The 24229-nt window shown below is 59.2% G+C and carries 25 protein-coding genes and 1 pseudogene; 13 read left to right on the plus strand and 13 right to left on the minus strand.

What is annotated here, in order from left to right; translation table 11 throughout:
• Window positions 1-48: 48 nt before the first annotated feature.
• From BMY54_RS13715 to BMY54_RS13735, 5 genes are all read left to right on the plus strand, one after another.
• On the plus strand, window positions 49-252 hold the full coding sequence (locus tag BMY54_RS13715) for a PLD nuclease N-terminal domain-containing protein (protein ID WP_007916127.1): 204 nt from the start codon (window positions 49-51) through the stop codon (window positions 250-252).
• 183 nt (window positions 253-435) lie between these two features.
• Window positions 436-1497: an NAD(P)/FAD-dependent oxidoreductase gene (locus BMY54_RS13720; protein ID WP_139213404.1), complete on the plus strand. Its 1062-nt coding sequence runs from the start codon at window positions 436-438 to the stop codon at window positions 1495-1497.
• Between the two features lie 64 nt (window positions 1498-1561).
• Window positions 1562-2044, plus strand: coding sequence for a GNAT family N-acetyltransferase (locus BMY54_RS13725; RefSeq protein ID WP_175559599.1), 483 nt, complete (start codon window positions 1562-1564; stop codon window positions 2042-2044).
• A 19-nt stretch (window positions 2045-2063) separates the two neighbouring features.
• Complete coding sequence (locus tag BMY54_RS13730) at window positions 2064-2774, plus strand: phytanoyl-CoA dioxygenase family protein (RefSeq protein WP_093433389.1); 711 nt, start codon at window positions 2064-2066, stop codon at window positions 2772-2774.
• Window positions 2775-2810: 36 nt separating this feature from the next.
• Window positions 2811-4352: a methyltransferase regulatory domain-containing protein gene (locus tag BMY54_RS13735; RefSeq protein WP_093433392.1), complete on the plus strand. Its 1542-nt coding sequence runs from the start codon at window positions 2811-2813 to the stop codon at window positions 4350-4352.
• Between the two features lie 34 nt (window positions 4353-4386).
• Here the strand turns inward: BMY54_RS13735 and BMY54_RS13740 are convergent, their stop codons facing one another.
• Window positions 4387-4854: an anti-virulence regulator CigR family protein gene (locus BMY54_RS13740; RefSeq protein ID WP_175559608.1), complete on the minus strand. Its 468-nt coding sequence runs from the start codon at window positions 4852-4854 to the stop codon at window positions 4387-4389.
• A gap of 125 nt (window positions 4855-4979) precedes the next feature.
• Between BMY54_RS13740 and BMY54_RS13745 the strand changes: the two genes are divergently transcribed.
• The 3 genes from BMY54_RS13745 to BMY54_RS13755 all read left to right on the plus strand — a co-directional run bounded on the left by BMY54_RS13745 (window position 4980) and on the right by BMY54_RS13755 (window position 6653).
• On the plus strand, window positions 4980-5441 hold the full coding sequence (locus tag BMY54_RS13745; protein ID WP_093433398.1) for a VOC family protein: 462 nt from the start codon (window positions 4980-4982) through the stop codon (window positions 5439-5441).
• Window positions 5442-5507: 66 nt separating this feature from the next.
• Window positions 5508-6416: an alpha/beta fold hydrolase gene (locus BMY54_RS13750; protein ID WP_093433401.1), complete on the plus strand. Its 909-nt coding sequence runs from the start codon at window positions 5508-5510 to the stop codon at window positions 6414-6416.
• 78 nt (window positions 6417-6494) lie between these two features.
• Entirely contained in the window at window positions 6495-6653 is a 159-nt protein-coding gene (locus BMY54_RS13755; RefSeq protein ID WP_093433404.1) for a DUF2986 domain-containing protein, read from the plus strand.
• Between the two features lie 126 nt (window positions 6654-6779).
• On the opposite strand, the pseudogene BMY54_RS30745 reads toward BMY54_RS13755, so the two are convergent.
• Window positions 6780-6926: pseudogene (locus BMY54_RS30745) on the minus strand (AraC family transcriptional regulator); the annotation flags it as partial.
• A 175-nt stretch (window positions 6927-7101) separates the two neighbouring features.
• Between BMY54_RS30745 and BMY54_RS13765 the strand changes: the two are divergent.
• Window positions 7102-7647, plus strand: a complete 546-nt coding sequence (locus BMY54_RS13765; protein WP_175559600.1) for a GNAT family N-acetyltransferase — start codon at window positions 7102-7104, stop codon at window positions 7645-7647.
• A gap of 42 nt (window positions 7648-7689) precedes the next feature.
• Here BMY54_RS13765 and BMY54_RS13770 read toward each other — a convergent pair whose 3' ends face one another.
• From BMY54_RS13770 to BMY54_RS13800, 7 genes are all read right to left on the minus strand, one after another.
• Complete coding sequence (locus tag BMY54_RS13770; RefSeq protein WP_093433407.1) at window positions 7690-8406, minus strand: class I SAM-dependent methyltransferase; 717 nt, start codon at window positions 8404-8406, stop codon at window positions 7690-7692.
• A gap of 117 nt (window positions 8407-8523) precedes the next feature.
• The gene (locus tag BMY54_RS13775) at window positions 8524-8955 is read right to left on the minus strand and encodes an SRPBCC family protein (RefSeq protein WP_093433410.1); all 432 of its coding nucleotides are present in this window, start codon (window positions 8953-8955) and stop codon (window positions 8524-8526) included.
• Between the two features lie 65 nt (window positions 8956-9020).
• On the minus strand, window positions 9021-9407 hold the full coding sequence (locus tag BMY54_RS13780) for a nuclear transport factor 2 family protein (RefSeq protein ID WP_093433413.1): 387 nt from the start codon (window positions 9405-9407) through the stop codon (window positions 9021-9023).
• 81 nt (window positions 9408-9488) lie between these two features.
• On the minus strand, window positions 9489-10232 hold the full coding sequence (locus tag BMY54_RS13785) for an SDR family oxidoreductase (RefSeq protein WP_093433610.1): 744 nt from the start codon (window positions 10230-10232) through the stop codon (window positions 9489-9491).
• A gap of 57 nt (window positions 10233-10289) precedes the next feature.
• Window positions 10290-11393 carry an alkene reductase gene (locus BMY54_RS13790; protein WP_093433416.1) on the minus strand — a complete coding sequence of 368 codons (1104 nt, stop codon included), beginning with the start codon at window positions 11391-11393 and terminating at the stop codon, window positions 10290-10292.
• A gap of 122 nt (window positions 11394-11515) precedes the next feature.
• Window positions 11516-12772, minus strand: a complete 1257-nt coding sequence (locus tag BMY54_RS13795; RefSeq protein ID WP_093433419.1) for a cation:dicarboxylate symporter family transporter — start codon at window positions 12770-12772, stop codon at window positions 11516-11518.
• A 112-nt stretch (window positions 12773-12884) separates the two neighbouring features.
• The gene (locus BMY54_RS13800; RefSeq protein WP_026000724.1) at window positions 12885-13310 is read right to left on the minus strand and encodes a VOC family protein; all 426 of its coding nucleotides are present in this window, start codon (window positions 13308-13310) and stop codon (window positions 12885-12887) included.
• Window positions 13311-13467: 157 nt separating this feature from the next.
• Between BMY54_RS13800 and BMY54_RS13805 the strand changes: the two genes are divergently transcribed.
• The 4 genes from BMY54_RS13805 to BMY54_RS13820 all read left to right on the plus strand — a co-directional run bounded on the left by BMY54_RS13805 (window position 13468) and on the right by BMY54_RS13820 (window position 17883).
• The gene (locus BMY54_RS13805) at window positions 13468-14346 is read left to right on the plus strand and encodes a LysR family transcriptional regulator (protein ID WP_093433422.1); all 879 of its coding nucleotides are present in this window, start codon (window positions 13468-13470) and stop codon (window positions 14344-14346) included.
• Between the two features lie 136 nt (window positions 14347-14482).
• On the plus strand, window positions 14483-14671 hold the full coding sequence (locus BMY54_RS13810) for a hypothetical protein (RefSeq protein ID WP_093433425.1): 189 nt from the start codon (window positions 14483-14485) through the stop codon (window positions 14669-14671).
• A gap of 168 nt (window positions 14672-14839) precedes the next feature.
• Window positions 14840-17224, plus strand: a complete 2385-nt coding sequence (locus BMY54_RS13815) for a DUF3772 domain-containing protein (protein ID WP_093433428.1) — start codon at window positions 14840-14842, stop codon at window positions 17222-17224.
• A 197-nt stretch (window positions 17225-17421) separates the two neighbouring features.
• Window positions 17422-17883 carry a DUF3574 domain-containing protein gene (locus BMY54_RS13820; protein ID WP_093433431.1) on the plus strand — a complete coding sequence of 154 codons (462 nt, stop codon included), beginning with the start codon at window positions 17422-17424 and terminating at the stop codon, window positions 17881-17883.
• A gap of 227 nt (window positions 17884-18110) precedes the next feature.
• On the opposite strand, the gene BMY54_RS13825 is transcribed toward BMY54_RS13820, so the two are convergent.
• The 4 genes from BMY54_RS13825 to BMY54_RS13840 all read right to left on the minus strand — a co-directional run bounded on the left by BMY54_RS13825 (window position 18111) and on the right by BMY54_RS13840 (window position 24222).
• Window positions 18111-19511, minus strand: a complete 1401-nt coding sequence (locus tag BMY54_RS13825; protein WP_093433434.1) for an APC family permease — start codon at window positions 19509-19511, stop codon at window positions 18111-18113.
• Window positions 19501-21888, minus strand: a complete 2388-nt coding sequence (locus tag BMY54_RS13830) for a TonB-dependent receptor plug domain-containing protein (protein ID WP_093433437.1) — start codon at window positions 21886-21888, stop codon at window positions 19501-19503. Before BMY54_RS13830 ends, BMY54_RS13825 begins: the two co-directional genes overlap by 11 nt.
• Window positions 21889-22342: 454 nt before the next feature.
• The gene (locus BMY54_RS13835; protein ID WP_093433440.1) at window positions 22343-23008 is read right to left on the minus strand and encodes a sulfite oxidase-like oxidoreductase; all 666 of its coding nucleotides are present in this window, start codon (window positions 23006-23008) and stop codon (window positions 22343-22345) included.
• 158 nt (window positions 23009-23166) lie between these two features.
• Entirely contained in the window at window positions 23167-24222 is a 1056-nt protein-coding gene (locus tag BMY54_RS13840; RefSeq protein WP_093433443.1) for a substrate-binding domain-containing protein, read from the minus strand.
• Window positions 24223-24229 lie beyond the last annotated feature (7 nt).

Below are 24229 nucleotides of genomic sequence, written 5' to 3' on the forward strand. Positions count from 1 at the left end.
CCGCCGCACCCTACGCCACCTAACGAACAGACCATCAGGAGGTAGCCAATGCAAATCGAAACCGTGTGGATCGTACTGGCGGCAGTTCTTCTGCTAATCGAACTCTGGGCCATCAATCGGGTGCGCAAGAGCGAGGGGAAAGCGAGCAATAAGGGTGTGTGGATTGTGCTGATCGTGTTTGTGCCGTTGTTCGGGTTGATTGCCTGGGCGCTGGCGGGGCCCAAGCATGTCAGTCAGCATTCGGCGTCGTAACCTGATCCTTGATCCATAGCGACTGAGCATCCGTCACGGACCGGCAGGCCTAATGCCCGCCGGAGATATGCTTGCTTAACCCGTTGCCAGCGTACGAGCCCGGCTTTTGGCCGGGCTTTTTTCTGGTTGCTCGCTGCGTCTCCCTGCTGCAGGATCAGCCGATCGACAACAGGGAATGTTGAAATGAACCAGGCAACACATCGACGAATTGTGGTGGTGGGTGCGGGCATCGTCGGCGCCTCGCTTGCGTATCACCTGTCTGGCAAAGGTGCACACGTCACGCTGATCGAGGCTGACGAGATCGCGAGCGGCGTGACGGCAAGCTCTTTCGCCTGGATCACTGCCACGCACGCCGGCGCTGAGCCGATTGCGCAGTTGCGCGGTATGGCCATAGATGCCTACCGACGACTCGAAACCGAGCTGCCGGATTTGCAGATTCGCTGGACCGGAGCGCTGTCGTACAGCGAATCAGCAGAGTATCGGGCGTCGGCGACATTGTTATCGTCTGCCGAAGTGCTTGCCCGCGAGCCCAACCTGAAAAATCCCCCACCCTGCGCGTTATTTCTTGCTGAAGAAGGCGCACTCGACGCCGTGCAGGCCACCCACGCCTTGATTGCCGGCGCCCAGGCGCTGGGGGCGCAATTGCTCACGCAAACCCGAGTGACCGCTTTCAAAACCTGCAACGCAGATGTCACCGGCGTTGAAACCACAGCGGGCACGTTTGATGCTGACCTTGTTGTGCTTGCCGCGGGGACTGGCACCCGGCAGTTAACACAGATGCTCAACGTCTCCCTGCCCATCGACGCCTCGCCCGCCATTTTCATCCGTTACCAGACCCAACCGGGCCTCGTTAAAGGCATCATTTCCAGCCCTGTCATGGAAATTCGGCAAAGCGCCGACGGCACATTGCTGGCCGCTGAAGATTATCTGGGAGAGGCGCCGGGCAACTCGCCGACTGACATCGCCCGGCAAACCGCCGAAGCCATACAGAGTGAACTTCACGGTGTGGTTTCCATTGCGCCGCAAACCGTCGCCGTCGGGCTTCGGCCCATGCCCGCTGATGGCCTCCCCGTTGTCGGTTACTTGCCTGGGGTCGGTGGAGTTTACGTTTGCGCGATGCATCCCGGTGTGACGCTGGCGGCAATCGTCGGGCGCCTCGTCAGTGAAGAGCTGCTGGATCACCAGTCATCTGCTGCCCTTGCACCGTGCCGCCCAGAGCGTTTTTTCAGAATTGCGGCAAAGTGACAAACAACGCTGCTCTTACCCGCTGAGAACCTGCGGCAATATCTACAACAAAGAGATTTTTATCATGGAAGAAGTCATCACCTATCGCATTGCCACTGCTGACGATGCGCCGGTAATGAGCGAATTGGGCCAATTGCTCAACTCGGTACACCACGCCGCTCGCCCTGATATCTACGCCGCCGCCACCGAAGATTTTGCCCGCGATTTGCCGCACTGGGCCGGGGTATTCGAAAAGCCTGGCCAGATCGTCTTCATCGCCAGCGCCGGTGAACGGCCCGTGGCGTTCATTACGGCCATCCTGTCCGCCAGTTCCGGCCCGCTGATGCAGCCGCAGAATGTGGTGCGCATCGGCTCGGTGTGTGTCGCCGAGCCGTTCTGGGGCAAAGGCATTGGCCGCGCACTGATTCAACGGGTAAAAGACTGGGCTATCGAGCAAGATGCTCAGGACTTGCGCCTGACGGTATGGCCATTCAACGAGCGCGCGGTACGCATGTATGCCGAGTTCGGCTTCGAAACCCGTGCCCTGGAGATGGGCGTGCGTTTGTGAGGAGCGGACACGTCCGATCATGAATAACCGTGAACAGCTCCATCAACAAGGTTTCGCCCTGCTCCGTCATGCCATACCCGCCGAATGGCTGAACGACCTGCGCCAGGCGTTCGATGCGGGTGTGCTGCCGTCAGATCGCTGGCCCGTCCCACGGGGTCAGGACTGGCGTCATTCGCTGTTGGATGAGCAGGCGACCGTGCGCGCGGTGTGCCGCTTGCCAACGGTGTTGGCCGTGGTCGGTGAGCTGATCGCCGAGCGCTTCTTTCTGTCCCAGGTTGAGGGTCGCGAACCGCTTGCGGGGGGCGGCCATCAGCAGCTGCATCGCGACTTGTCCGCGCAACGCCCCGGCGACTGTGCGGTGGCCCTGGCTTTTTTCGATGACTATGGTGCCGACAACGGCGCGACCCGCATCGTCCCCGGCAGCCATCGCCCGGCGCCGGGAGCGCCACCGGTAGACGTCAATGATGAGTCGGGGTCAGTCCAGCTCACGGGCCGTGCGGGCGATATTCTGGTGTTCGATGTCGACCTGCTGCATGCCGGCAGCCGAAACCTGCTGGGTGGCCGCCGGCGTTCGATACTGATCAACTATTGGGCCGAGCCGCTGTACGCGTCTCACCTTCAAACGGTGGCTCTGCGAAATATCCGCATGGACCCTATCGAATGGTTCGATCCTGCCGACAACATCCTGATGGACACCGAGGGGTTTAACGGCACAAGTTTCCCCGTATAAAAGCCACTTTCTATTACGATTCAAGAGGCTGCACCCATGAGCAACGCCTGGAACGAAGGTTATTTCACCGACGAAGGCTACACCTACAGCTATAGCCGGGAAATCAATCCGGTTTTCCAGCGTTACTGCCTGTTGTTGCGCGGCGTTGCCGGTCTGGACAATCCCGACGGTTATCACTGTGAACTCGGCTTTGGCCAGGGTGTGTCGATCAATATCCACGCCACGGCGAGCCCTGCCGGCTTCGTCGGGACCGACTTCCACCCCGGTCAGGCGGCCCATGCCATTGAGCTGGCAGAACTCAGCAACAACGGCGCAAAACTCTATGACGACAGCTTTGAGCAACTGCTGGCGCGCCATGATTTGCCGCAATTCGACAGCATCAGCCTGCACGGCATCTGGACCTGGGTCAGCCGTGACAACCAGAAACTGATTGTCGAATTCGCTCGGCGCCACCTCAAGCCGGGTGGTCATCTGTACGTCAGTTACAACGCATTCCCGGGCTGGTCGCCTGCGGCGCCGTTGCGCCAATTGTTCAGCCTGCACGACCGCTTCGCCAATCACTCGACGCGGGCGGATCAGCGCATCGACGCCGCGTTGCAGTTTTCCGAAGCGCTGCTGGCGGCCAACCCCAAGTACGCCATCGCCGCGCCAAGTCTGGGCGCCCGACTGCAGACCATCAAAGGTCAGGACCGCCAATACGTCGCCCACGAATATTTCAATCGCGACTGGAACTGCATGTATTTTGCCGACATGGTGGATGCGCTGGCCCCGGCCAAGCTCGATTACGTCACGACAGCGGTGCCGCTGGATTCGGTTGATGCACTCAATCTGAGTGCCGAAGCCCTGACCTTTCTCGACGGTATCGAGCACCCGGTGATGCGCGAGCAGGCACGTGACTACTTCGTCAATCAGTCTTTCCGTCGTGATCTGTACGTGCGGGGTGCCAACCGGCTCTGCGCCGCCGAGCGCCGGGCGCGCATGCTCAAAACACGCTTTGTCCTCATGCAACCAGCAGAAAACGTAGCGTCCAGCGTCACCGGCCCCGCTGGCGAAGCGTCTTTGCAAGCGGAAATCTACGGCCCGCTGCTCGATGCCCTCGCGGGCCAGACGTATGAAGCCAAAACGATGCAGCAGTTATTCGATGCGGTGTCGCCAATCGCCTATGACGATCTGGAACAGGCGCTCGCCATCCTGGTCGGCATGGGTGCGGTAGCCCCGTGCCAGAGCGAAGCCGCCGAGGCGCGGGTGTACGAACGCTGCGCGGCGTTCAACCTGCAACTGTGCAAGCGCGCGCTGTTCAACGCCGACATTCAGGTGTTGAGCAGCCCGGTCACCGGCGGTGGCGTCATGGTCAGCCGCTTCCAGCAACTGTTCCTGATTGCAATCCGCCAGGGCAAACAGCACCCGGCGGAGTGGGCGCAACTGGCGTGGAGCGTCATCGCCGAACAAAACGAAGTGTTGGTCAAGGACGGCAAAACGCTGACCACCGCCGAAGCCAACATCGCCGCACTGACCGAGCAAGCCCAGGCCTTTGCCGAGCAATCGCTGATCGTGCTGAGCGCTTTGAAAATCGTCTGATCGGGGTAGGTGGTGCGCAGCGGGGCAGGAAATCTTAATCAAACGCCCCGTTGAGCACCTCGTAAATCAGGCCGGTGGCCAGCGCAACCAATATCAGATCCGTGCCCGCCTGCTGCCATTCGTAGCCATCGTAATGCGGCAGATGACCGGCCAAACGCCCATCGAGCTTTTTCGCGATACCGGGCGGCAATGGCTTGCCGCGTGCAAGATTCTTTTGAATGCCCGGTGGTAGCGCAGGCCCCGGACTCCAGTAGTCGCGGTAGCCACCAACAATCCCGAGCACATTGCCGCGATCGATATTTGGGCCATGACTCCAGTCACCACCCGAGTTGTTGCCCTTGTTGCCGTTACCTTTCTGGTTACCGTGGCCCTGCACATTCTGCGAATTACCTTTGCCATTGCCCTGGCCCTTGCCATTACCGGGATCAGCCAATGCCATCGCCGAGCTGAAAACCAGCGCAAGAGAGGAAATCGTTGCAATCAACGTGCGTGACTTGTTCATGCGGCGCGCCTTCATGGTGGGTTGCTCCTGTGTCATCTTGACGTTACACATCAGCTTAGTTTATTCCGGCTGACCGATCGTCGATTACGCCCAGCCCATCGACACTGCCTGACAGGAGCTATTTCATGGATTTGAAGTTCAGCCACATCGACGTACTGGTCAAAGACCTTGAAGAAGCCTGTGCCTATTACGCGCAGATCCTTCAGGCGCGGATCTCCACAACGCAGACCTGGAATCGCGGGGGTCTGCACGTACGCTATGCCGTGGCGTTGATCGGTCAGGAACGCTTTATGCTGGTCCAGCCGCTGGCGGGGAATCTCAAGGAACTGTTGGATACGGTGGGCGAAGGCATGATTTACCGTCATTGCTACACGACCCCTGATATCGAGTTGGCCTACGACGAACTGCTCGCCAACGGAGTTCAGCCGGAAGACGAGAACGGCCAGCCGTTGACCCGCGAGAACCTGCAATCGCCCTCCGGAACCCGCATCATCTGGTTGCCCAAGCGCTTCGGGCATTTCTCGATCGAAATTCTCGAAGAGCAGGCGCTGGGGGCATTTATCGAGGCAGCATTTGCTTGCGGATGAAACTCCGCCGCCCCTGATCGATACGTCTACGCTCTCTCCATCGCCACCACGCCTGGAGACTTCGCCATGACCCGCCTGCTGCTGACTGGCTTCGCCCTGCTCGCCCTGAGTTTCCAGGTCCACGCCGACATCACCCCCTTCCCCGCCACCTTCCACACTCAGGACATCAAAGTCGAAGGCGCGACAATGCATGTGCGAGTTGGTGGCAAGGGTCCGGCCGTGGTGCTGTTGCATGGTTTCGGTGATACCGGCGACATGTGGGCGCCGCTGGCGGCGGATCTGGCCCGCGATCACACCGTGGTGGTGCCGGATCTGCGCGGCATGGGTTTGTCATCGATTCCGCAGGACGGCTACGACAAGAAGACCCAGGCCGGCGACATTCGTCAGGTGTTGAGCGCGCTGAAGATCGAGCACTCGGTGGTCATCGGGCATGACATCGGCACCATGGTCGCGTTCGCCTATGCCGCGCGCTATCCCGAGCTGACCGAGCGCCTGGTGGTGATGGATGCGCCCGTACCCGGCATCACACCGTGGAACGACATCGTTCGTTCGCCGATGCTCTGGCACTTCGACTTCGGCGGCGCGGACATGGAGCGTCTGGTTGCCGGGCGCGAACGCATCTACCTCGACCGTTTCTGGAACGAGTTCGCCGGCACCCCGGCCAAAATCGATGAAGGCACCCGCCAGCATTACGCCAAGCTCTACGCCCGCCCCGGCGCCATGCACGCCGCTTTTGCCCAGTTCCGCAGCATTCGTCAGGACGCCCTCGACAACGCCCCCGTTCTGCAGAAACACCTGGCCATGCCGGTGCTCGCCGTGGGCGGTGAAAAGTCCTTTGGCAACAACGAAGCAATCGTCATGCGCAATGCCGCGGACAACGTTACCGAGGTGGTGATTCCGGCAGCCGGACACTGGTTGATGGAAGAGGCGCCGGCACCGACCATCAAGGCAGTGCGCGACTTTATCGCAATGTGAAGAATGGGCATTGCCTTGGCCCGACGCTTACGTCAGGATTCGCCCCTTTTGCGCGCAAGAGCAGGCTGGACAGAAAACATGAATCGTCAAAAGAAACTGCAGCAGTTGTTCAAGGAAAAGGCCAAGAAGGCCAGCGCCAAACTGGCGCCGAAAAAGCCCAAGTACATCAGCAAGGCTGAGCGGGCGAAACTGGAGGCTGAGGCGGCGGTGGAATCAACCGATACCCGCGAGAGCTGATCCCTGCCCTACAAGAACGGCGCAATATTCGCCAGCGCCCGCTCAATGTAGCGGTCTTTCTCCGCCACCGGCGCCACGTCATGCAGCGCATCGCGTGCAGCTTGCAAACCGACAAGCCGTGCGATGAACCAGGCCGTTCAATGACCGCGCCTTGGCTGTGGGACTGGCGATGGACACGCGCCAGTCCGGCTGCCGAACCCGGTTGAGCATGGCGTAGGCAATCAGTGAATCGAGTTCGTTGAAACCTTCGACAGTCAGAATGGCAATGTGCATGCCGAGCCTCGTGCGAGATAGCCGAAAGCTCATCGTAGAGTCGCAAAATCAACACAATCAATAAATTGTCATGGGTACAACCGTTGGCTCCATGAATTCCCACCGAATTGGATCTTTCCTTAGCCTGTTGCCACCCTAGACTGGTCACACTCCTCAGATCGATCAGGAAGAAACCATGCCGGTATGCGAATTCGACTGCCAACCCGTTCTTCATGGACGCACGCTAAAGCTCAGGGCGCTGACCGCCAGTGACTTTGAAGCGTTGTTTTCAGCGGCGAGTGACCCGCTCATCTGGGCCGGCCATCCTGCCCACGATCGCTATGAACGGCAGGTGTTTGAAAGGTACTTTGCCGCTCGACTGGCCAGCGGAAAAGCACTCGTCGTTATCGATATCGAATCGGGGCAAATCGTCGGTATGTCGAGCTACTACACGCCACCCGATCAGCCCGAAAGTATTGCCATCGGCTACACCTTTCTGGTGCGGGCAAAATGGGGTGGCGATGCCAATCGTGAGTTGAAGGCACTGATGCTGGAACATGTATTCGAAGTCTACGGCACCGTCTATTTTCACATTGGGCCCGCCAATATCCGCTCGCAAAAAGCGGCGTTGAAAATCGGTGCCGTGCACTTGTACGACGCCGAGTTGAGCCTCTCCGGAGCACCGGCCCTGTGCAAGTGCTATGGGCTGACCAGGGAACAATGGATCGAACGCCGACGGTGACGTTAATGGCATGTCTGAGCGCACCTTGCGAACCAGTCCGCATCAAGAAGGCGTTTTACACGCCAGCCAAGCCCCCCAGAACAAACTGCTGAAAAACCGCGTCGCCTCGCCAAACCCGGCCTCATGCAACAACGCCTGAACCGCCGCTTCGGAATGCGGCGGGTCAGCGCCTTGTAGAATCTTGCCCAGCTTGGCCTTCACCTCCTGCGCACTGACGCCCTGCTGCCGCCAACGCTGCCCCCACGCCTGGAGCATTAATGGCTGACTGGCATAGGCGTAATGGTTGCCGGCGACAATCAGCGGCGCGCCCGGTTTGAGCCGCGCCTGAATCGCTTGCAGGATCTGGCGCTTGGGCTCATCACCGTTCAGATGATGGAGCACGCCGATCAACGTTGCCGCATCAAATGAGGCAGCAGCCGGCAGATCTTCGACGTGGCCGAGATGCACCTGGGTTCGGTGCAGCAAGTCGTTGGCCTGCAGTTGCGCTGTCGCGGTTTCCAGCATCGGTACGGAAGGGTCGACTGCGGTGAAATGCCATTGCGGCTCCAGCGCCGCCATCGCAATGATTTCCTGCGCCGTGCCGCCAGCGCCGACCACCAGTATGTTGGCCGGACGCGAACCCAGGCTCGCCGCCAACATGCAGGCCGCCAGATCATGACAGGCGTCGTAGCCGGCCAGCGCGATGCGGCTTTGGCGGGCGTATTCGCTGGCGCGGGAGGTGTCGAATTTTTCTGCGGGGCTGGTCGAGGTTTGGCTCACGGCAATGCTCCTGGTTTTTCGAGCACGCTACGCCGAAGAGCGCGAGAGGGAAAATTCATTCGCTTCATGCCCCGCATTCCTTGCGGGAATGCGGGGCATGTGAACCTGGGTTTTGTATTACCGAGCAAGCAGCGCCTGCAGCCCACCATGGCCGTCGACGATCAGGCTGCGAATCAGTGCCTGATAGTGCTCGGCACTGGTCGGTTCTCGAAGATCGAAACTGGCCAGCCAACTGACCAGTGTTCTGTCCTGGCCTGACAAAGCAACCAGTTCCACGCTGGCCACGTAGTTGTCCAGCGGTAAGGGCGACTCTTCAAAACGGTAGGACAGCCTCAACGCCGAGTCATCAACCGACAACAAGCGCTCTCTGACAACGGCGCCATCGCTCAACGTGAGCGTGCGAATGCAGCCCACAATCTCGGGACCTGCGCCTTCGATATGACTGTCCACAATCGAAGGGTGCCAGTTCTTGATCTCGCCAAACTGCTTCACCACGTTCCAGACCTGTTGTGCAGCGCCTTCCACGACAGCGGAAAACTTAACCTTCATCTCGTATCCCCTTGTAATTGATCATCCGCCGATCCCGGCAACGGACTACCGGGATCGACCGAGACTCAGGCCTCGAACTGGTGATAAACCTTGGCGATGACCTTCCAGACGCCGCCCATTTTGATCAGGGTCAGGTAGTCGTTGTAGTCAGCACCGATCGCATCGGTTTCCATGTCCACGCGCACCACTGCGGTGGTCGGTGTGATCGCCAGCACGTCAAGACGTGTGCTGATTTGCGGGGCAGCACCGTTTTTCTCGACGAAATCAAACAGGTTCTTGATCGGGCCGCCGAGTAATTCGCCGTTGGTGAAACCGTACATCACCGCCTCTTTATGGAAGGCTTGAGCAACGCCTTGAGCATCACCGACCCGAAGACCTTCGACGTATTGATTGGCGGTGGCGATGACAGCGGTGTATTCGGCGGTCGGTACAGCCTTGATGTTCTTCGACATGGTTGTTTCCTTTCGTTGGGGGTGAGTTACAAAGGCCACCGGAAGCCAAGGCTGGCACCCGGTGGCTGCAGCAGCCAACACTCACCAGTCCTGGCGCGTCGGCGAAATGATGAGGTCGTTGACGGTGACGTTTTCCGGCTGGTTGAGCGCATAGATCACCGCACGGGCAACATCGTCAGGCGCGATGGCGATGCGGTTGAGTTCCTGGGCGGCCTTGCGCCCTTGCGGATCACTGACCTTGTCCGCCCAACCGGTATTGATAACGCCGGGGCTGACCGTGTTGACGCGGATGCCATGCTGTACGCCCAGTTCCTTGCGCATGGACTCGGTCATGGCCTGCACAAAAAATTTGGTAGCGCTGTAAACACCCGCCGCCGGCCCGACCTGATGGCCGGCCACCGAGTCCATATTGAGGATCTGCCCGGACCGCTGCTCCAGCATCACAGGCAGCACTGCCGCAGTAGCGTTGAGATAACCCTTGATGTTCACGTCGATCATCTTTTCCCAATCCTCCACGGCCAGATCGACCCAATTGGAGAACAGCATCAGCCCGGCGTTATTCACCAGAATGTCGACACCGCCATAGGCGTCCTGCGCGAACCTGGCGAGTGCTCTGGTTTGCTCAAGCCGGGTCACATCAACGGTAAAAGCGACCACGTCATGGCCGGCCTCACGCAACTCGGCGACGAACGCCTGCAGGCCCTTTTCGTCCAGCGCAGCGGCAACCACGCGAACCCCTTGTGCCGCCAGCGCGCGCGTCGTGGCCGCGCCGATACCGGAAGATGCACCGGTGACGATGGCGACTTTGTTGTGTAGATAATTCATGTTCCGTTCCTCTTTGCAGTGAATGCGATTGCGCCCGGTCGGTGTCAGGGTTGCCATTCAGGCGTTAGCGGTTGGCCAATCGATGTAGCCTTTCGCGCCACCGCCGTAGTAACTCTCACGCGGGGCAATGGTCAGTTCGAGACCGTGGCGCAAGCGCTCGACCAGGTCGGGGTTGGCAATAAACAAACGCCCAAACGCCACCGCATCGATATGGCCCTGCGCCCGACGCTCAAGCGCCATCGCCAGGTCATAGTTGTTGTTGCCAATGAACGCGCCGTCGAACTGCGCACTCAGCGCGTCAAGATCCACGCCCGCAGGAACGCTGCGAGAAGTGGCCGTGGCGCCTTCGACGAAATGCAGGTAGGCCAGATTGAATCGATTGAGTTGCTGGATCAGGTAGCCGTAAGTCGCCATGACGTTGCTGTCGGGCGGCGTATTGCCGGCATCGGGCGTTACCGGAGACAGGCGGATACCGACACGGTCGCTGCCCCAGATGGACGCCACCGCTTCCGTCACTTGCAGCGTCAGCCGGGCACGGTTCTCGATGGAGCCGCCATAGAGGTCCGTGCGCTGATTGGTCGAATCACGCAGAAACTGGTCGAGCAGATAACTGTTGGCCGAATGCACTTCGACGCCATCGAAGCCGGCTCGCTTGGCATTCTCGGCGGCGAGTTTGTACTGCTCGATGATTCCAGGAATTTCCGCGATCTCAAGCGCGCGAGGCATCGATACCTCGACAAAACCTTTCTCGGTATACGTGCTGCCCTCAGCCTTGATGGCCGAGGGTGCGACCGGCGCTTCGCCATTGGGCTGCAACTCGACACTGGAAAAACGCCCCACGTGCCACAGCTGGCAGACGATTTTTCCGCCGGCCGCGTGCACCGCATCGGTGACTTGTTTCCACCCGGCGACCTGCGCTTGCGACCAGATGCCCGGCGTCATCGCATAGCCACGTCCCTGAGCGGAAATGTTCGTCGCCTCGGCGATGATCAAACCTGCACTCGCACGCTGAGCGTAGTAAGTCGCATGCATTTCATTCGGTACGCCGTCGTCGGCCATCCGGCTGCGCGTCACGGGGGCCATGACAATTCGATTGGCCAATTGCAGCGCGCCCATCTGCATGGGCGAAAAAAGGTCGGTATCAACAGCGTTATCAATCATAAGCACTCCTATTCAATAGACCGGTCGTCTAGTAAAGCAACCCAAAAAAAACGCCCCTGCGCCAGCGGGCGTGCACTCGTTATCGGTGCGGTTTCAAACGTGAGGGTCCGACGCTTGAAGGCTCACACTTCGGCAGCGGGATGAACACCTGACGGTTCAAGCGCTGCCCTTTCCCACTTGGCAATCACCAGCGGTGCGATGGCATTGCCCAATACGTTCAGCGTGGTCGTACCGCTGTCGATGATCCTGAAAATACCCGCGATCAATGCCACGCCTTCCAGGGGCAGACCGGCCGAAGCCAACGTAGCGGAGAGGATGATGATGGCAAACCCGGGCACCCCCGCCGCGCCTTTGGACGTCAGGACCATCGTCACCACTAGCAGGATCTGCTGCGACAGCGACAGGTCGATGCCATAGAGCTGCGCGACGAAGATCGTCGCGACGCCGAGGAAGATCGAAGCGCCATCCAGATTGAATGCATAACCCACCGGCACCACGAAACTGACGATCCGCCGCGGTACACCGTAGGTCTCCAAACGGCTCATCAACTGCGGCATGACGGCGGCGGATGCGGCACTTGAGAACGCCAGAATCAATTCACTGCGGAAGTAGCGAATCAATTTGAAAATGTTCTCGCCAATCAAGTAGCAAATGCCGCCGAGTATCACCAGAGCGAACACAATCAGCGCCAGATAAACCACCCCGATCAACTTGAGCAATGGCAACAGCGAGGCAAAACCAAATGTCGCGACCGTGGCGCCAATCATGCCGAAGACACCGACCGGCGCGTAGGCCATGACAATAGAGACCACTTTGAACATCGCATCGGAAATGCTCTGAACCACCGCGATGGCTGGCGCACTTTTTTCTCTTGGCAACGCATTCAAAGCGAGGCCGAACAGCACGGCGAAGAACAGTACCGAGAGCAATTTCGCTTCCGACATCGCCACCAGAACATTATCCGGCACGATGTTCTGCACGATCACCAGCGCGCCTTTCGAGGGTTCCATGTTGATCGATGCCGTGCCATGCGACAGGCCGGAAATATCGGTGCCGCTACCCGGTTCAAAGAGGTTTGCGAAACACAAGCCGATGACAATGGCCAGCGCGGTAATAGCAAAGAAATAACCCAGCGACTTGATGCCCATGCGGCCAAACGACTTGTTATCGCCACCGCCAGCGATGCCCAGAATCATGCAACAGAAGACAATCGGTACAACCACCATCTTCATCATCTTGATAAAGATGTCACCGAGGGGCTTGAGGATCTCTGTACTGACCCACGTTTGATATTGCGGATGGGTATTGAGATACCAACCGACGAGCACGCCAAGCAACAGCCCGGCAACGATTTGCCACACCAGGGGAATACGTTTCATGTCTAGCCTTTTTGTTGGAAGGAAAGGTCTGCGTCAGCGGCAGTTGCTAGAGTCATGAGCTTCCAGCTCACTAGGGACCAAATGGCACAACCGGGTTGTGCCATGACGGTTGTCACTTGGCGAAGAGCTGGCTCATATCCTTGAACGCCTTGAACTCCAGGGCGTTACCGCAAGGATCAAAGAGGAACATGGTGGCCTGCTCACCCACCTGCCCTTGAAAGCGGATGTAAGGTTCGATCACAAACTCGGTGCCAAAGGACTTCAGACGTTCGGCCAATGCTTCCCACTGTTGCCATCCCAAAATGATGCCGAAGTGCGGAACAGGGACGTCGTGACCGTCGACCGGGTTGCTGTGAACGCTTTCCTGGGACGCGGTTTTCGGGTGTTCATGAATCACCAGTTGGTGGCCATAAAAGTCGAAATCGACCCACTGAGTACTGGAGCGCCCTTCTTCAAGACCAAAGACTTCACCGTAAAAGGTGCGCGCTGCAGCCAGATCGTAAACGGGGATAGCGAGGTGAAAAGGCGAGAGGCTCATCAGAAACTCCAATCATGTTTTTGTTGGTTGGTGAACATTCCTGCCGTCATCGGCGCCTTGGGTTCAGCCGCTGCCGGGGGATGGGAAACATCCTAGGGCGGAAAACCAAACATAAAAATCAATATATATTTCTTAGAAACACAATTAATATTTGTGAATGATCAAAGAACTGAAGACACTCATCGCCGTAGCACGCGAAGGTACTTTCGCTGCAGCCGGCAACAGGATCGGCCTCACGCAGGCTGCCGTCAGCGCCCAGATCCAGCGCCTGGAAGCCGAACTCGGCTTCGAGCTTTTCGACCGAAAGGGGCGCTCGGCACACCTCAACAGAATGGGCCACCAGATACTGCTGCAAGCGCAAGAACTGCTCAGGCTCTACGACAGCCTCGGCTCGACAACGGTGGGGCTGCCGCCCAGCGTGCTGGTCAACATCGGCGCCATTGCGTCGGTGCAGCGCTCTTATCTACCCGATGCACTCGCGAAGTTTCACCAGCACTGCCCGCAGTGCAGATCCCGGATCGTTCCGGGGTTGTCGATGGAACTGGTCAACCTGGTGGATGCTGGCGAGATCGACATGGCCGTGATCATCCGACCCCCCTTCTCACTGCAAAGTGATCTGCGCTGGACCACGCTGGCGCTGGAGCCTTACCGGTTGATCGTGCCACGCGATGTGCCGGGCGATGACTGGGCCCAATTGCTTTCCAGCCAGCCATTCATTCGATACGACCGCTCCTCTTTCGGAGGCAGGCAGGTCGACCGCTTTTTACGGCAGATGCATTTCACCCTGCACGAGGTCTGCGAGCTGGATGAACTGGAGGCAATTATCAAACTGGTCGAAAACGGTGTCGGCGTGGCGCTGGTGCCGCAGACGGCGCCCGACTTTGCCTGGCCTGCCGGCGTCCGGGTGCTCGACCTCGGTCAGCACACGTTCCACCGTGATATCGGGCTGGTGCACCGATCGCGCCAGACCTTCACCGAACCTGTACGGATGCTGGCCGAGCTGATCAGTGCGCAGGTCAAGATCGGCTATGACTGAGTGCAGGGTTGCGCCTTCACAAAGCACAGCCATTAACCGCATCAATAACAACCATTGATTCAATGAAGCTCTCTTATCAATAGCACGGCGTAACATCGGCTCCAGACCTGACCACTACCCCAAGGAGCACACACTCATGAAACGCCAAGCCCTTCTCAGCATCGCTTTCTCATTGTTCGCCCTGAACGCTGTTGCCGCTCCCGCGACTCAAACCGATCCGCTGTTCAGCGACGCAGTAGCCGCCGCCACCCAGACTGATCCGCTGTTCAGCGATTCCGTTGCCGAAGGGGGTTCCGACCGTTTGCTCGAACGCCGCGCCGTCTGAATGCAGCGCTTTACCGCCGTCACCGAATAAAGGCCCGACCTCACCCGTCGGGCTTTTTGCGTCTGCAAGTTCTGCTCACCTACCCTGCTCTGCCGGAAACTTTTCCTCGCCAATCGCCTCGATCACCTAACCTCATAGACTGTGTGATCCATTCGAGCCGCCTCACCCATGCGCAACACATTGAAGTCGTTGTTTTTTGTCGCATTCATGCTGCTGGTTGGCGGCAGTCCGACGCTATTGGCCGCCGACTTGCCGGCGCCGGCAACCACCGCCGCCGCGCCGCTGCCGGTGATTTCGCAAAGCGAACTGCAGGCGCTGCAACAACGCCTCGACGGCCTCAAGCAACAGATTTCCGCAGCGAACAATTACAACCAGCTCGAAGGCCCGCAGGATCGGGTGCAGGCGTTCATTCTGGATGTCGACCGGTTGTCGGCGGCGTTGTTGCCGCAGCAGGCGCAACTGGCGGTGCAGTTGGGGGTGCTCGGCGCGGCGCCGGATGCTGATCTGGCGGCGGAACAGGCGGATATCGTCGTGCAACGGGCAGCGCTGGCGGAGCAGAAAAGCAAGGTCGACGGAACCCTGAAGAGCCTGGCGGCGTTGAAGCAGAGCGCGGCGGATCTGATTACGCAGATCGCTGGCATTCGTCGCACGTTGCTCGAGAGCGAGTTGACCTTGGGCACTGACAGCGTGCTGAGTCCGAGTTTCTGGTCACCGCTGGTGAATCCGACCGATGATGATCGTCAGCGTCTGCGTTTTTTCGTCGATCAAGTACGTGATACCTGGGCCACGGTTTGGGCGCCAGGCGAACGCCTCTTCACCAGTATCCTGGTGCTATTGGCGCTGATCATCTGGACCTTCGGTCGCCGGCTGGCCGAACGCGGTCTGACCTGGGTGTGCATTTACCGCATGCCCGAGGGACGTCTGCGCCGCAGTGCGCTGGCGTTCGCCTCGGCGCTGGCGACCATCGCCACCACCGCCATTGCCCTGCAATTACTGTTCTACGCCTGCACCCGTCATCAACCTTTGCCGCCAGTGCTGGAAACCTTCTCCGAAGAGTTCGAAAAGGTCGTCTATGCCTGCGTACTGCTCACCGGGTTGAGCCGCGCATTGCTGTCGACCGAACATCCCTCGTGGCGTCTGCCGGCGATTGCCGATCAGGTGGCGCTGGCGCTCAGGCCCTATCCGCGCATTCTGTCCTGCACGTTATTGGTGCTGGTGACACTGGTGCAGGTGAGCAATGCCACCGGCATGAGCAGCCAGATCGTGATTGCCGGACGCGGGGTCATTTCGATCGTTGTGCTGGCGATCGTGACGGTCCTGTTGTTGCGCGTCGGCAAAGTGCGCAAGGCGCTGGTCGCGGCCAATGATGCGGCAGCAGCGAACAGTACGTTTGCCGGGGTGATTTACACCATCGCCAGCGTCTCGATGTTTGTCTCGGCGATTGCCCTGCTCGCCGGCTACGTGTCGCTGGCGCGGTTCATCAGTTATGAGCTGGTGTGGGCGTACATTGTCTTATCGGGTTTCTACCTGCTGATCCAGTTGATCAAGGACGCCTGCGAGCACGTATTTTCACCCAGACATGCGAGCGGCAAGGCGCTCAAACAGTTATTGGGCATCGGTGATCGCCGCCTCGATCAGATCTCGATCCTGCTGTCCGGCTTCAGTCGGGCCGCGCTGATGCTGCTGGCAGTGATCGCTCTGTTTGTCGGTGGCATCGGCACCACGCTCGGGCAACTGGCGAGCAACATCATGGCGATCCTTGGCGGCGCCGGGTTGCGCAAGCTGAACATCGTCCCCGGCCACCTGCTCAATGCCGTGCTGGCGCTGATGATCGGCATCTGGCTGATCCGCGCCCTGAGTCGCTGGCTCGACAACGAGTTCCTGCCCAGGACCGACATGGACCCGGGCATGTGTGCCTCGTTGAGCACGCTGTTTTCCAACATCGGTTACGCCTTCGTGATTCTGCTGACGCTGTCGTCGCTGGGCGTGCAGTGGACCAATCTGGCGTGGATCGTCAGTGCGCTGTCGGTGGGTATCGGCTTCGGTTTGCAAGAGATTGTGAAGAACTTCGTCTCCGGCCTGATTCTGTTGACTGAACGACCGGTGAAGGTCGGCGACCTGATCAGCATCAGTGGCGTCGAAGGCGACATCCGCCGCATCAACGTGCGCGCCACGGAAATCCAGCTCAGCGACCGCTCGATCGTCATCGTGCCCAACTCGCAACTGATCTCGCAGAACCTGCGCAACGTCACGCTGGGCGGCAGCGCGCAAGGCGTGGCGTCACTGGAACTGGTGTTCCCGCTGGATATCGATCCCGAAGAGGTCAAGGAACTGTTGCTCAACACGTACAAGGAGAACGAAACCATCCTCGATAAGCCAGCCCCTTTTGTGCGCTTCAGCAAGTTGTCGCCGGACGGGATTACCTTGACGGTGACTGGTTATGTGGGCAGTCCGAGGATTGTCGGGGTGACCAAAAGTGATTTGTTGTTCGAGATTCTCAAGCGGCTGGGTGCGGCAGAGATTGCGTTGGCGAAACCGCCGGCGAGTGCGTAATGAATCGGTAAGGCTCTGGCATGGAATATTTTCGCTGTCTGAAAAATCGCTTTCGCGAGCAGGCTCGCTCCCACAATTTTTGCGCGGTGAAGGGTTATTCCGGAAGCGCCTAAATGCCTGCTTTTTAGGTCTTTATTGGCGGTCAGACGGCAACCTTATACTTGAGCGGTTTACTCATCGTTCAATAAGGATGTTCCATGCCTCGACGTTTTCTACTGGCGGCGCTGTTCGTCGCCGTCGCCGGTTGTGCCAGCCCTCCTCCTGCGTCCGTTCACACCCATGATCCCGTCAGTTCGACCTTGCAAGGTGATATTTCGCGGCCGGCGCAGGCGCAGTGGATTCGCACCGAGTTGTACTTCTCCGTTGGTCCGATCGATGGCAAGGACGGTGCAGTCAGCCCGGCGCGCTGGCGCGAGTTTCTTGATCAGGAGGTGACGTCGCGATTTCCTGATGGTTTCAGTGTGTTCGATGCGTATGGGCAGTGGCGGGATAAGGGCGCGAAGGAGCCTGAGCGCTTGAGCACCAAGGTGATTGTGATCTTGCATGAGAACAGCCCGAAGAATGCGGGCAACATCGAAGCGATTCGCCTGGCTTACAAGCGTATTACCGGGGATTTGTCGGTGCTGCGGTTGTCGCAGCCGGCGGAGGTGTCCTTCTAGAATCAGAAGCCCCTCACCCTAGCCCTCTCCCAAAGGGAGAGGGAACTGATTGGGGGATATTGGAGAAGTACGCCGACCTGAACGTGCTTCACTGAATCCGTAATCGATTTCGACCTGTATTTGCCTCACTGAATCCATAATCGATTTCGACCTGTATTTGCCTCACCGAATCCATAATCGACCTCGACCTGTATTTGCTTCACTGAATCCATAATCGACTCAGTCTGTCAGGTCGATGTATCACGCAAGACACCTCGGTCGGCCCCCTCTCCCTCCGGGAGAGGGCTGGGGTGAGGGTTCGCTTTTAAACGGCTCAACCCGGCCAATAGCACGGTACCAACCAGCAACACTCCAATCCCCAAAAACGCCCCAACCCCCACCACCGTCACGCTGGAATACAGCATGTACAGGCACAACCCGAAAAACAGCAGCGGCAACAGCGGATACAACGGCACCTTGACCGGCCTCGGCACCTCGGGAAAACGCCGCCGCAGAATGATCAGCGCCACACTGCTCAAACTCAGAAACAGCCAGTACACCGGGGTCAGGTACTCGACCATTGTGTTGAAACCGCTCTGGGTAAAACTGCCAAACAGCACCAGCAACAACGCCACCGCACCTTCCGCCAGCAGCGCTTTACGCGGTACGCCATGCCGATCGTCCCATTCGCCGAAACCGCGCAGTTGCGGCACATCACGCGCGGCCGCGTAAGTGGTGCGCGCGCCGACCAGCAGGGTCGAATTGATCGTAGCGATCGCGGCGATGCCGACCATCAGCAAAATCAGCATGACACCGGGCGCACCGAATGCACGGTTCAACAACTCAACCGCCGGTGCATTGCTGGCCGCCAGTCCGGCGAATCCCAGACCCTGAACGAACGCCCAATTGAGCGCCAGATAGATCGCCATCAACACGCTCAGCGCACCGAGCATGGCGATGAAAATCCCCCGCCGGCCATCACGCACTTCCGCCGACAACGTCGCCGCATCGCTCCAGCCGCCGAACGCCAGAAAGACGAAAATCATCGCCGCCGAAAACCCGGCCATACCGGTTTTTTCCGCGACGGGCGCAAGACTCGGCGCAGGCGCTTCGATGCCTTGCCAAGCCAAAAAAACGCCGGCACTGGCAATGCTCAAAAAGCCCAGTGCCAACAGTCCCACCAACAAGGTCTGGGTGATAAAACCAATGCGTTTGCCCGTCAGATTGAGCAACACCAGCGCGGCAATCACCGCCCCGGCAAACAGCCCCGAGCCGTACTGACCCAGCGGCACCACCGCGTTGACGTAATCGGCAAACATGAACGCCGACAAAGCAATCCACCCGGTGTGCATCACCGAAAACCGCGACCAGGCGAACAAGAATCCCATGCGCTCGCCATACACCGTGCGCAGAAAGTGATAATCGCCGCCCGGGTGCGGAAACGCCGTGGCCATCTCGGCAAAACACAGCGCGCCAATCATCGACGCGACACCGCCCAGCACCCACACCAGATAGAAATGCTCTGGCCCGACGTTGAGGGCCACGGTCGGCGCGGTTTTCAGAATATCGGTGGTGATCACCATGCCCAGCGTGATCAGCAACGCCTGAAACACCGGCAGGTGCCGCCCCGGCCCTGCGTCAGAAACCATAGGTGGCGCGAGCGTAGTAGTAGGCCCCGTTGGTGCCGATTGGCGAGAGCACGTCGTACGGCAGGTTGCCGCCGTAGTTGATCGCCGAACCGGAGCGTTCCGGGTAGTTGTCGGTGAGGTTGTTGCCGCCCACGGCAATGTTGAATTTCGGAGTGAATTTGTAGGCCACCTCGGCGTCCAGTTGCCACACGGCACCGTAGGTTTGCTCCGGTTGCGAGTCGCCGAAATCGAACACGCGGGTGGTCTCACCCTGGCGCGTCAACCGCCCGAGCAGGCCCCAGTGTTCACTGGCCCAGTTGGCGGAAAAGATGAAGCGATCCTTTGGCGCCGCGTCAGTCAGGGTGTTGGTTTCTTCGACGCCAACGAGGGCGTCATTGCCGATGCCCAGCGCCGTCAGTTGCGACGGCGTGCCTTTGGTGCTGGTGACTTTGGTGTGGTTGTAGGTGTACGCGGTGGTCAGACCCAGTTGCCCTTCGTAAAACGGCTGATGGTAGTTGAGCACCAGTTCGGCACCGTCGGTGCTGGTGTCGGCGGCGTTGGTGAAGAAGTTGACGTCGTGCACGCCAGCAACGCCGAAGTTGTCGTTGATGTAGTTTTCCAGCGCATCGCTGCCAATGCGTTGCGACAGGGTGATGCGGTCTTTGACGTCGATGCGGAACACGTCCAGCGAGGCGTCGAAGCGTTCGTTCAACTGGAAGGTCAGCCCGAGGCTGAAGTTCTTCGAGGTTTCCGGATCAAGCTTCTCGGCGCCCAGTGCGCGGGCGATCGGGTCGTTGACCGAGAGCACGCGGATGTCAGTCAGCGTGCCGCCATCGCCGAAGTTGCTGGTGGTGTTCTGGAAGCCGCTTTGGGCCAGCGACGGTGCGCGGAAGTTGTTCGATACCGCACCGCGCAAGGCCCATTGCTCGGTGAGCTTGTAGCGACCGCTGAGTTTGCCGGTGAGTTTGCTGCCGGCATCGTCGTAATGTTCCCAGCGGGTCGCGGCGTCGACGAAGAAGCGATCAGTGAGATCGCCGGACAACTCGGCGTAAGTGCCGAACACGTTGCGATCCAGATCCGACTCTTCGCTCGGGCGCAGGCCGTTGGCGCCGTCGGCTCCGGAGCCGATGTAGGAGGCCTCGTCACCGGCATAGGTCAGGTAGTTTTCATAGCGGTATTCGCCGCCAACCGCCAATACAAAGGAGCGCTCGCCGAGACGCAGTTCGCGGCTGAAATCGAGGTTGGTGGTGGTCTGGCGCAGCTCGTAATCGCCAGTGTCGAACTTCGTCGGCGAGTCTTCTCCAAGGCTGACGTTCAGCGTGCGCCGGGTCGATCCATCGAAGCGGTTGCGACCGTGGGTGACGCTGCTGTCGAAATCCCACTCGTCACCGATCAGGCCCTTGAAACCGGCGGTGGCGGAGATGTCCTTGTTGTCGCCGAGCGATTGCGGCAAGTAGCCGTTGGGGTAGAACTGCGGCTGTTCGTACGGATAGCGATAGAACTCGGCGCCGGTGGTGTGGCGCTGGTTGTAAGTACCGAAGCTGTAAGCCTTGCCGCCGGCCAGCGGCAGTTCGCTGTTGAACCAGAGGTTGACGTCCCGCGCGACGCCGTCGCCCATCACATAGTTGCGCTGGCCGGGGGTATCGGCAAAGCCGTCAAAACCGGCGCGGTTGGTCGGGTTGCGATCCTTGTATTCGGTGCCGCCACGGATAAACCCGCCCTCCTCACCTAAACGCGTGCCGATCTTCGCCGTGGTCACGCTGTTCTGGCCGTCGGTGGTGGTCTTGCCGATGGCGTCCTGATGGGTGTGATAAGCGCCATAACTGGTCGACACTTCGCCGCCCTCGGGCGCGTCGTCGAGGATGATGTTGATCACCCCGGCAATCGCATCTGAACCGTACTGCGCGCCGGCACCGTCACGCAGCACTTCGATACGTTTGATAGCGCTGAGCGGGATCGAGTTGAAGTCGACCGGCGCAGTACCGCGACCAATCTTCGACGAGTCGTTGACCACCGCTGAGGTGTGGCGGCGCTTGCCGTTGACCAGCACCAGCACCTGATCCGGGCTCATGCCACGCAGTTGCGCCGCGCGCACATGGTCGGCGCCGCCGGAGTTGGATTGGCGCGGTAGGCTGAAGGATGGCAATAACGTCTGCAACGCCGCGCCCAGTTCACCATCAGCGGCGCCGGCGGATTTGAGGTCTTCGGCGGTGAGCACATCGACCGGAACCGGCGAATCCAGCACGGTACGCGAAGTACCCCGGGTGCCGGTGACCAACACCGTGCCGAGTCGGGATTCGCTGTCGGCGCTGACGGAAGTTTCTTCGGCGTTGGCCGGAAGTTGCCAAATAGCGGACACGACAGCGGCCGCCAGTAATGAACGGGAACGGTAATGCATATAACAGCTCCTTGAATCGCAGTTAATACCCGGCCGTTACCGACAATAAAGTTCGGCAAGCAATGCGCGGCAATGTCTGCTGTAGTTTTGGATTTCTGGAAGGCAGTGAAGCTTTTTTACGGTGAATTGCAGTTTCCCCAGCGTGAGACGTTTCCCCTTGAAGCCCGATGCTAGACGAGCTTCAGTTGATCGCAAAAGAACCAATAACGCTTAGGTTAGATCGCTCTAAAGGATTGTTCTTAGTTCAACATAAGTGTTGCTTAGCCAACACCAGAACCAACTAACCTACAACTAAGCAAGGTGCGGAACACATCCCCCCCCTGTGGGAGCGAGCCTGCTCGCGAAAGCGCTGGATCAGTCACCAAAGAGGCAGCTGGCCCGGCCCCTTCGCGAGCAGGCTCGCTCCCACAGGTTGATCGTATTTCAATGTTTGAACAGGTTGCGTCTAGAAAACTTAGTCGAACTCTTTTTCCAGCCAGGCATCCTCGGCAATATCCAGTTCATCACCACTGAAACGCTGTTCGGCAAACGGATCGGCGTGCAGATGAAAGCCATTGCGCTCCCAGAATCCCGCTTGCTCCTGCTCGACGAATTCAAGCCCGCGCAACCACTTCGCGCTCTTCCAGAAATACCGCCCCGCCACCACCAGCCGCAGTGGCCAGCCATGTTGCGCGCTCAGCGGCTGGCCGGCGTAGTGGGTGGCCAACAGACTGTCGGGGGGTAACAGATCATCGAGTCGCAAGTTGGTCTGGTAATCGGGGTCGGCATGAGCCATGACGAACGCTGATGTCGGCTGGATATCGAACGCCTGCAACAAATCCTGCAGATGCACCCCACTCCACTCGGTGTCGAACTTCGACCAGCGTGTCACGCAATGGATGTCGCAGCGCAGTTGTCGTTGCGGCAGTGCCTGCAGATCGGCATAACGTAATTCGATTGGCTGGTCGACCGTGCCGAACAGGCGCAGCGACCAGTTGGCGAGGTCGTATTCCGGTATTTCACCTTCGTGCAGGATTGGAAAACGCTCCGTCAGCACTTGGCCTGGGGGCAGTCGTTTACCGAGCGCCGGATCAGTTTTCGGGGAACGGCTTTTGCGTAAGCGGTCAGCTTTGTTGTGCATGTAAGCTCCAGAACTCCCTCAGTTTGCGCAACTACACGTGACCCCTGTGGGAGCGAGCCTGCTCGCGAAAGCGCTGGGTCAGTCAACAGAGATATCAACTGATCGGACCTCTTCGCGAGCAGGCTCGCTCCCACAGGGGCGACGTCGTGGCAAATGTTCTAGTTGGCCACCGGGATCCACGACGCCCGTGCGACATTCGCGGTATCACCGAAGGCCGGGAGTTTCTGCGCCAGATCACGCACGTTTTTCACATCCAGATCCAGCAACTGTTGACGAGTAATCAGTGTCGGCGGTACCAGCACCTGATGCCCCGGATTTTCCCCGGCAATCAACATCGCCAGACTGCGCACACTGATTGCCCCGGCCACTTGCGGATTGACCGCTGCCGTCGCCGCCCAGGCGCTGTCCGGCTCTTTCATGATTTGAATATCGGCAGTGGAAATATCGGCGCTGTAGATCTTGACCTTACTCGCCAGCCCCGCTTCGTCGACGGCGATTTTTGCGCCTTTGGCGAACTCATCGAACGGGGCAAAGATCACGCTGATGCCTGGATTGGCTCGAAGCACGGCGCTGGCCTGATCCGCCACGGAGTTGGCAATCGGCGGATTCAGTGTGCCAAAGCGTGCCTTCTCGACGATCCCCGGATTGGCTTTCTTGACCTGACTCCAGATCTCGTCGCGGCGCTCCATCGGCGTAAAACCGCTGATGTACACGTAGCCGGCATCAAACTTCGTGCCGTTGTCCTTGACGGCTTGATCGAGGGCCAGACGCGCCAGCGCATGGTGGTCCTGCTCGACCTGGGTCACTTGCGGGGTGTTCAGATCGACATCGAAAGCGACGACTTTGATGCCTTTAGCGATAGCGCGATCAATCGGTGCTTTAAGGGTTTCGGCCAAGCCGAGTTGGACGATGATGCCGTCGACGCCCAGATCGACTGCCTGATCGATCATCTCGCCCTGACTCGCCGCTTGCTGCCGGGCATCGAATACCCGCAGGTTGGCACCCAGTGCTTCGGTCTGTTTTTCGACGCCGCGCAAATACGCCTCGGGGAAGTCCCCGGAGAACAAATACCCCACCAGCGCGATCTGCACCTGACCTTTGTCGAACGGTGCGGGCGCGCCGGGCAAGGCTTTGGCCTGCGCGCTCAGCGCCAATGCCGAAAGCAGCGCACCGGCGAGGCAGTGACGGGCGAACTGTGTGATTGAACCGTGCATACAACTT

It is taken from the genome of Pseudomonas sp. ok266, from assembly GCF_900110195.1.
In the GTDB taxonomy this organism is placed as follows: Bacteria; Pseudomonadota; Gammaproteobacteria; order Pseudomonadales; family Pseudomonadaceae; genus Aquipseudomonas; species Aquipseudomonas neuropathica.

What these genes read in the sequence shown, in the direction of transcription:
- BMY54_RS13715 (WP_007916127.1), top strand. Translation starts at nt 49, where the DNA reads ATGCAAATCGAAACCGTGTGGATCGTACTGGCGGCAGTTCTTCTGCTA.
- BMY54_RS13720 (WP_139213404.1), top strand. Translation starts at nt 436, where the DNA reads ATGAACCAGGCAACACATCGACGAATTGTGGTGGTGGGTGCGGGCATC.
- BMY54_RS13725 (WP_175559599.1), top strand. Translation starts at nt 1,562, where the DNA reads ATGGAAGAAGTCATCACCTATCGCATTGCCACTGCTGACGATGCGCCG.
- BMY54_RS13730 (WP_093433389.1), top strand. Translation starts at nt 2,064, where the DNA reads ATGAATAACCGTGAACAGCTCCATCAACAAGGTTTCGCCCTGCTCCGT.
- BMY54_RS13735 (WP_093433392.1), top strand. Translation starts at nt 2,811, where the DNA reads ATGAGCAACGCCTGGAACGAAGGTTATTTCACCGACGAAGGCTACACC.
- BMY54_RS13740 (WP_175559608.1), bottom strand. Translation starts at nt 4,854, where the DNA reads ATGAACAAGTCACGCACGTTGATTGCAACGATTTCCTCTCTTGCGCTG.
- BMY54_RS13745 (WP_093433398.1), top strand. Translation starts at nt 4,980, where the DNA reads ATGGATTTGAAGTTCAGCCACATCGACGTACTGGTCAAAGACCTTGAA.
- BMY54_RS13750 (WP_093433401.1), top strand. Translation starts at nt 5,508, where the DNA reads ATGACCCGCCTGCTGCTGACTGGCTTCGCCCTGCTCGCCCTGAGTTTC.
- BMY54_RS13755 (WP_093433404.1), top strand. Translation starts at nt 6,495, where the DNA reads ATGAATCGTCAAAAGAAACTGCAGCAGTTGTTCAAGGAAAAGGCCAAG.
- BMY54_RS13765 (WP_175559600.1), top strand. Translation starts at nt 7,102, where the DNA reads ATGCCGGTATGCGAATTCGACTGCCAACCCGTTCTTCATGGACGCACG.
- BMY54_RS13775 (WP_093433410.1), bottom strand. Translation starts at nt 8,955, where the DNA reads ATGAAGGTTAAGTTTTCCGCTGTCGTGGAAGGCGCTGCACAACAGGTC.
- BMY54_RS13780 (WP_093433413.1), bottom strand. Translation starts at nt 9,407, where the DNA reads ATGTCGAAGAACATCAAGGCTGTACCGACCGCCGAATACACCGCTGTC.
- BMY54_RS13785 (WP_093433610.1), bottom strand. Translation starts at nt 10,232, where the DNA reads ATGAATTATCTACACAACAAAGTCGCCATCGTCACCGGTGCATCTTCC.
- BMY54_RS13790 (WP_093433416.1), bottom strand. Translation starts at nt 11,393, where the DNA reads ATGATTGATAACGCTGTTGATACCGACCTTTTTTCGCCCATGCAGATG.
- BMY54_RS13795 (WP_093433419.1), bottom strand. Translation starts at nt 12,772, where the DNA reads ATGAAACGTATTCCCCTGGTGTGGCAAATCGTTGCCGGGCTGTTGCTT.
- BMY54_RS13800 (WP_026000724.1), bottom strand. Translation starts at nt 13,310, where the DNA reads ATGAGCCTCTCGCCTTTTCACCTCGCTATCCCCGTTTACGATCTGGCT.
- BMY54_RS13805 (WP_093433422.1), top strand. Translation starts at nt 13,468, where the DNA reads ATGATCAAAGAACTGAAGACACTCATCGCCGTAGCACGCGAAGGTACT.
- BMY54_RS13810 (WP_093433425.1), top strand. Translation starts at nt 14,483, where the DNA reads ATGAAACGCCAAGCCCTTCTCAGCATCGCTTTCTCATTGTTCGCCCTG.
- BMY54_RS13815 (WP_093433428.1), top strand. Translation starts at nt 14,840, where the DNA reads ATGCGCAACACATTGAAGTCGTTGTTTTTTGTCGCATTCATGCTGCTG.
- BMY54_RS13820 (WP_093433431.1), top strand. Translation starts at nt 17,422, where the DNA reads ATGCCTCGACGTTTTCTACTGGCGGCGCTGTTCGTCGCCGTCGCCGGT.
- BMY54_RS13825 (WP_093433434.1), bottom strand. Translation starts at nt 19,511, where the DNA reads ATGGTTTCTGACGCAGGGCCGGGGCGGCACCTGCCGGTGTTTCAGGCG.
- BMY54_RS13830 (WP_093433437.1), bottom strand. Translation starts at nt 21,888, where the DNA reads ATGCATTACCGTTCCCGTTCATTACTGGCGGCCGCTGTCGTGTCCGCT.
- BMY54_RS13835 (WP_093433440.1), bottom strand. Translation starts at nt 23,008, where the DNA reads ATGCACAACAAAGCTGACCGCTTACGCAAAAGCCGTTCCCCGAAAACT.
- BMY54_RS13840 (WP_093433443.1), bottom strand. Translation starts at nt 24,222, where the DNA reads ATGCACGGTTCAATCACACAGTTCGCCCGTCACTGCCTCGCCGGTGCG.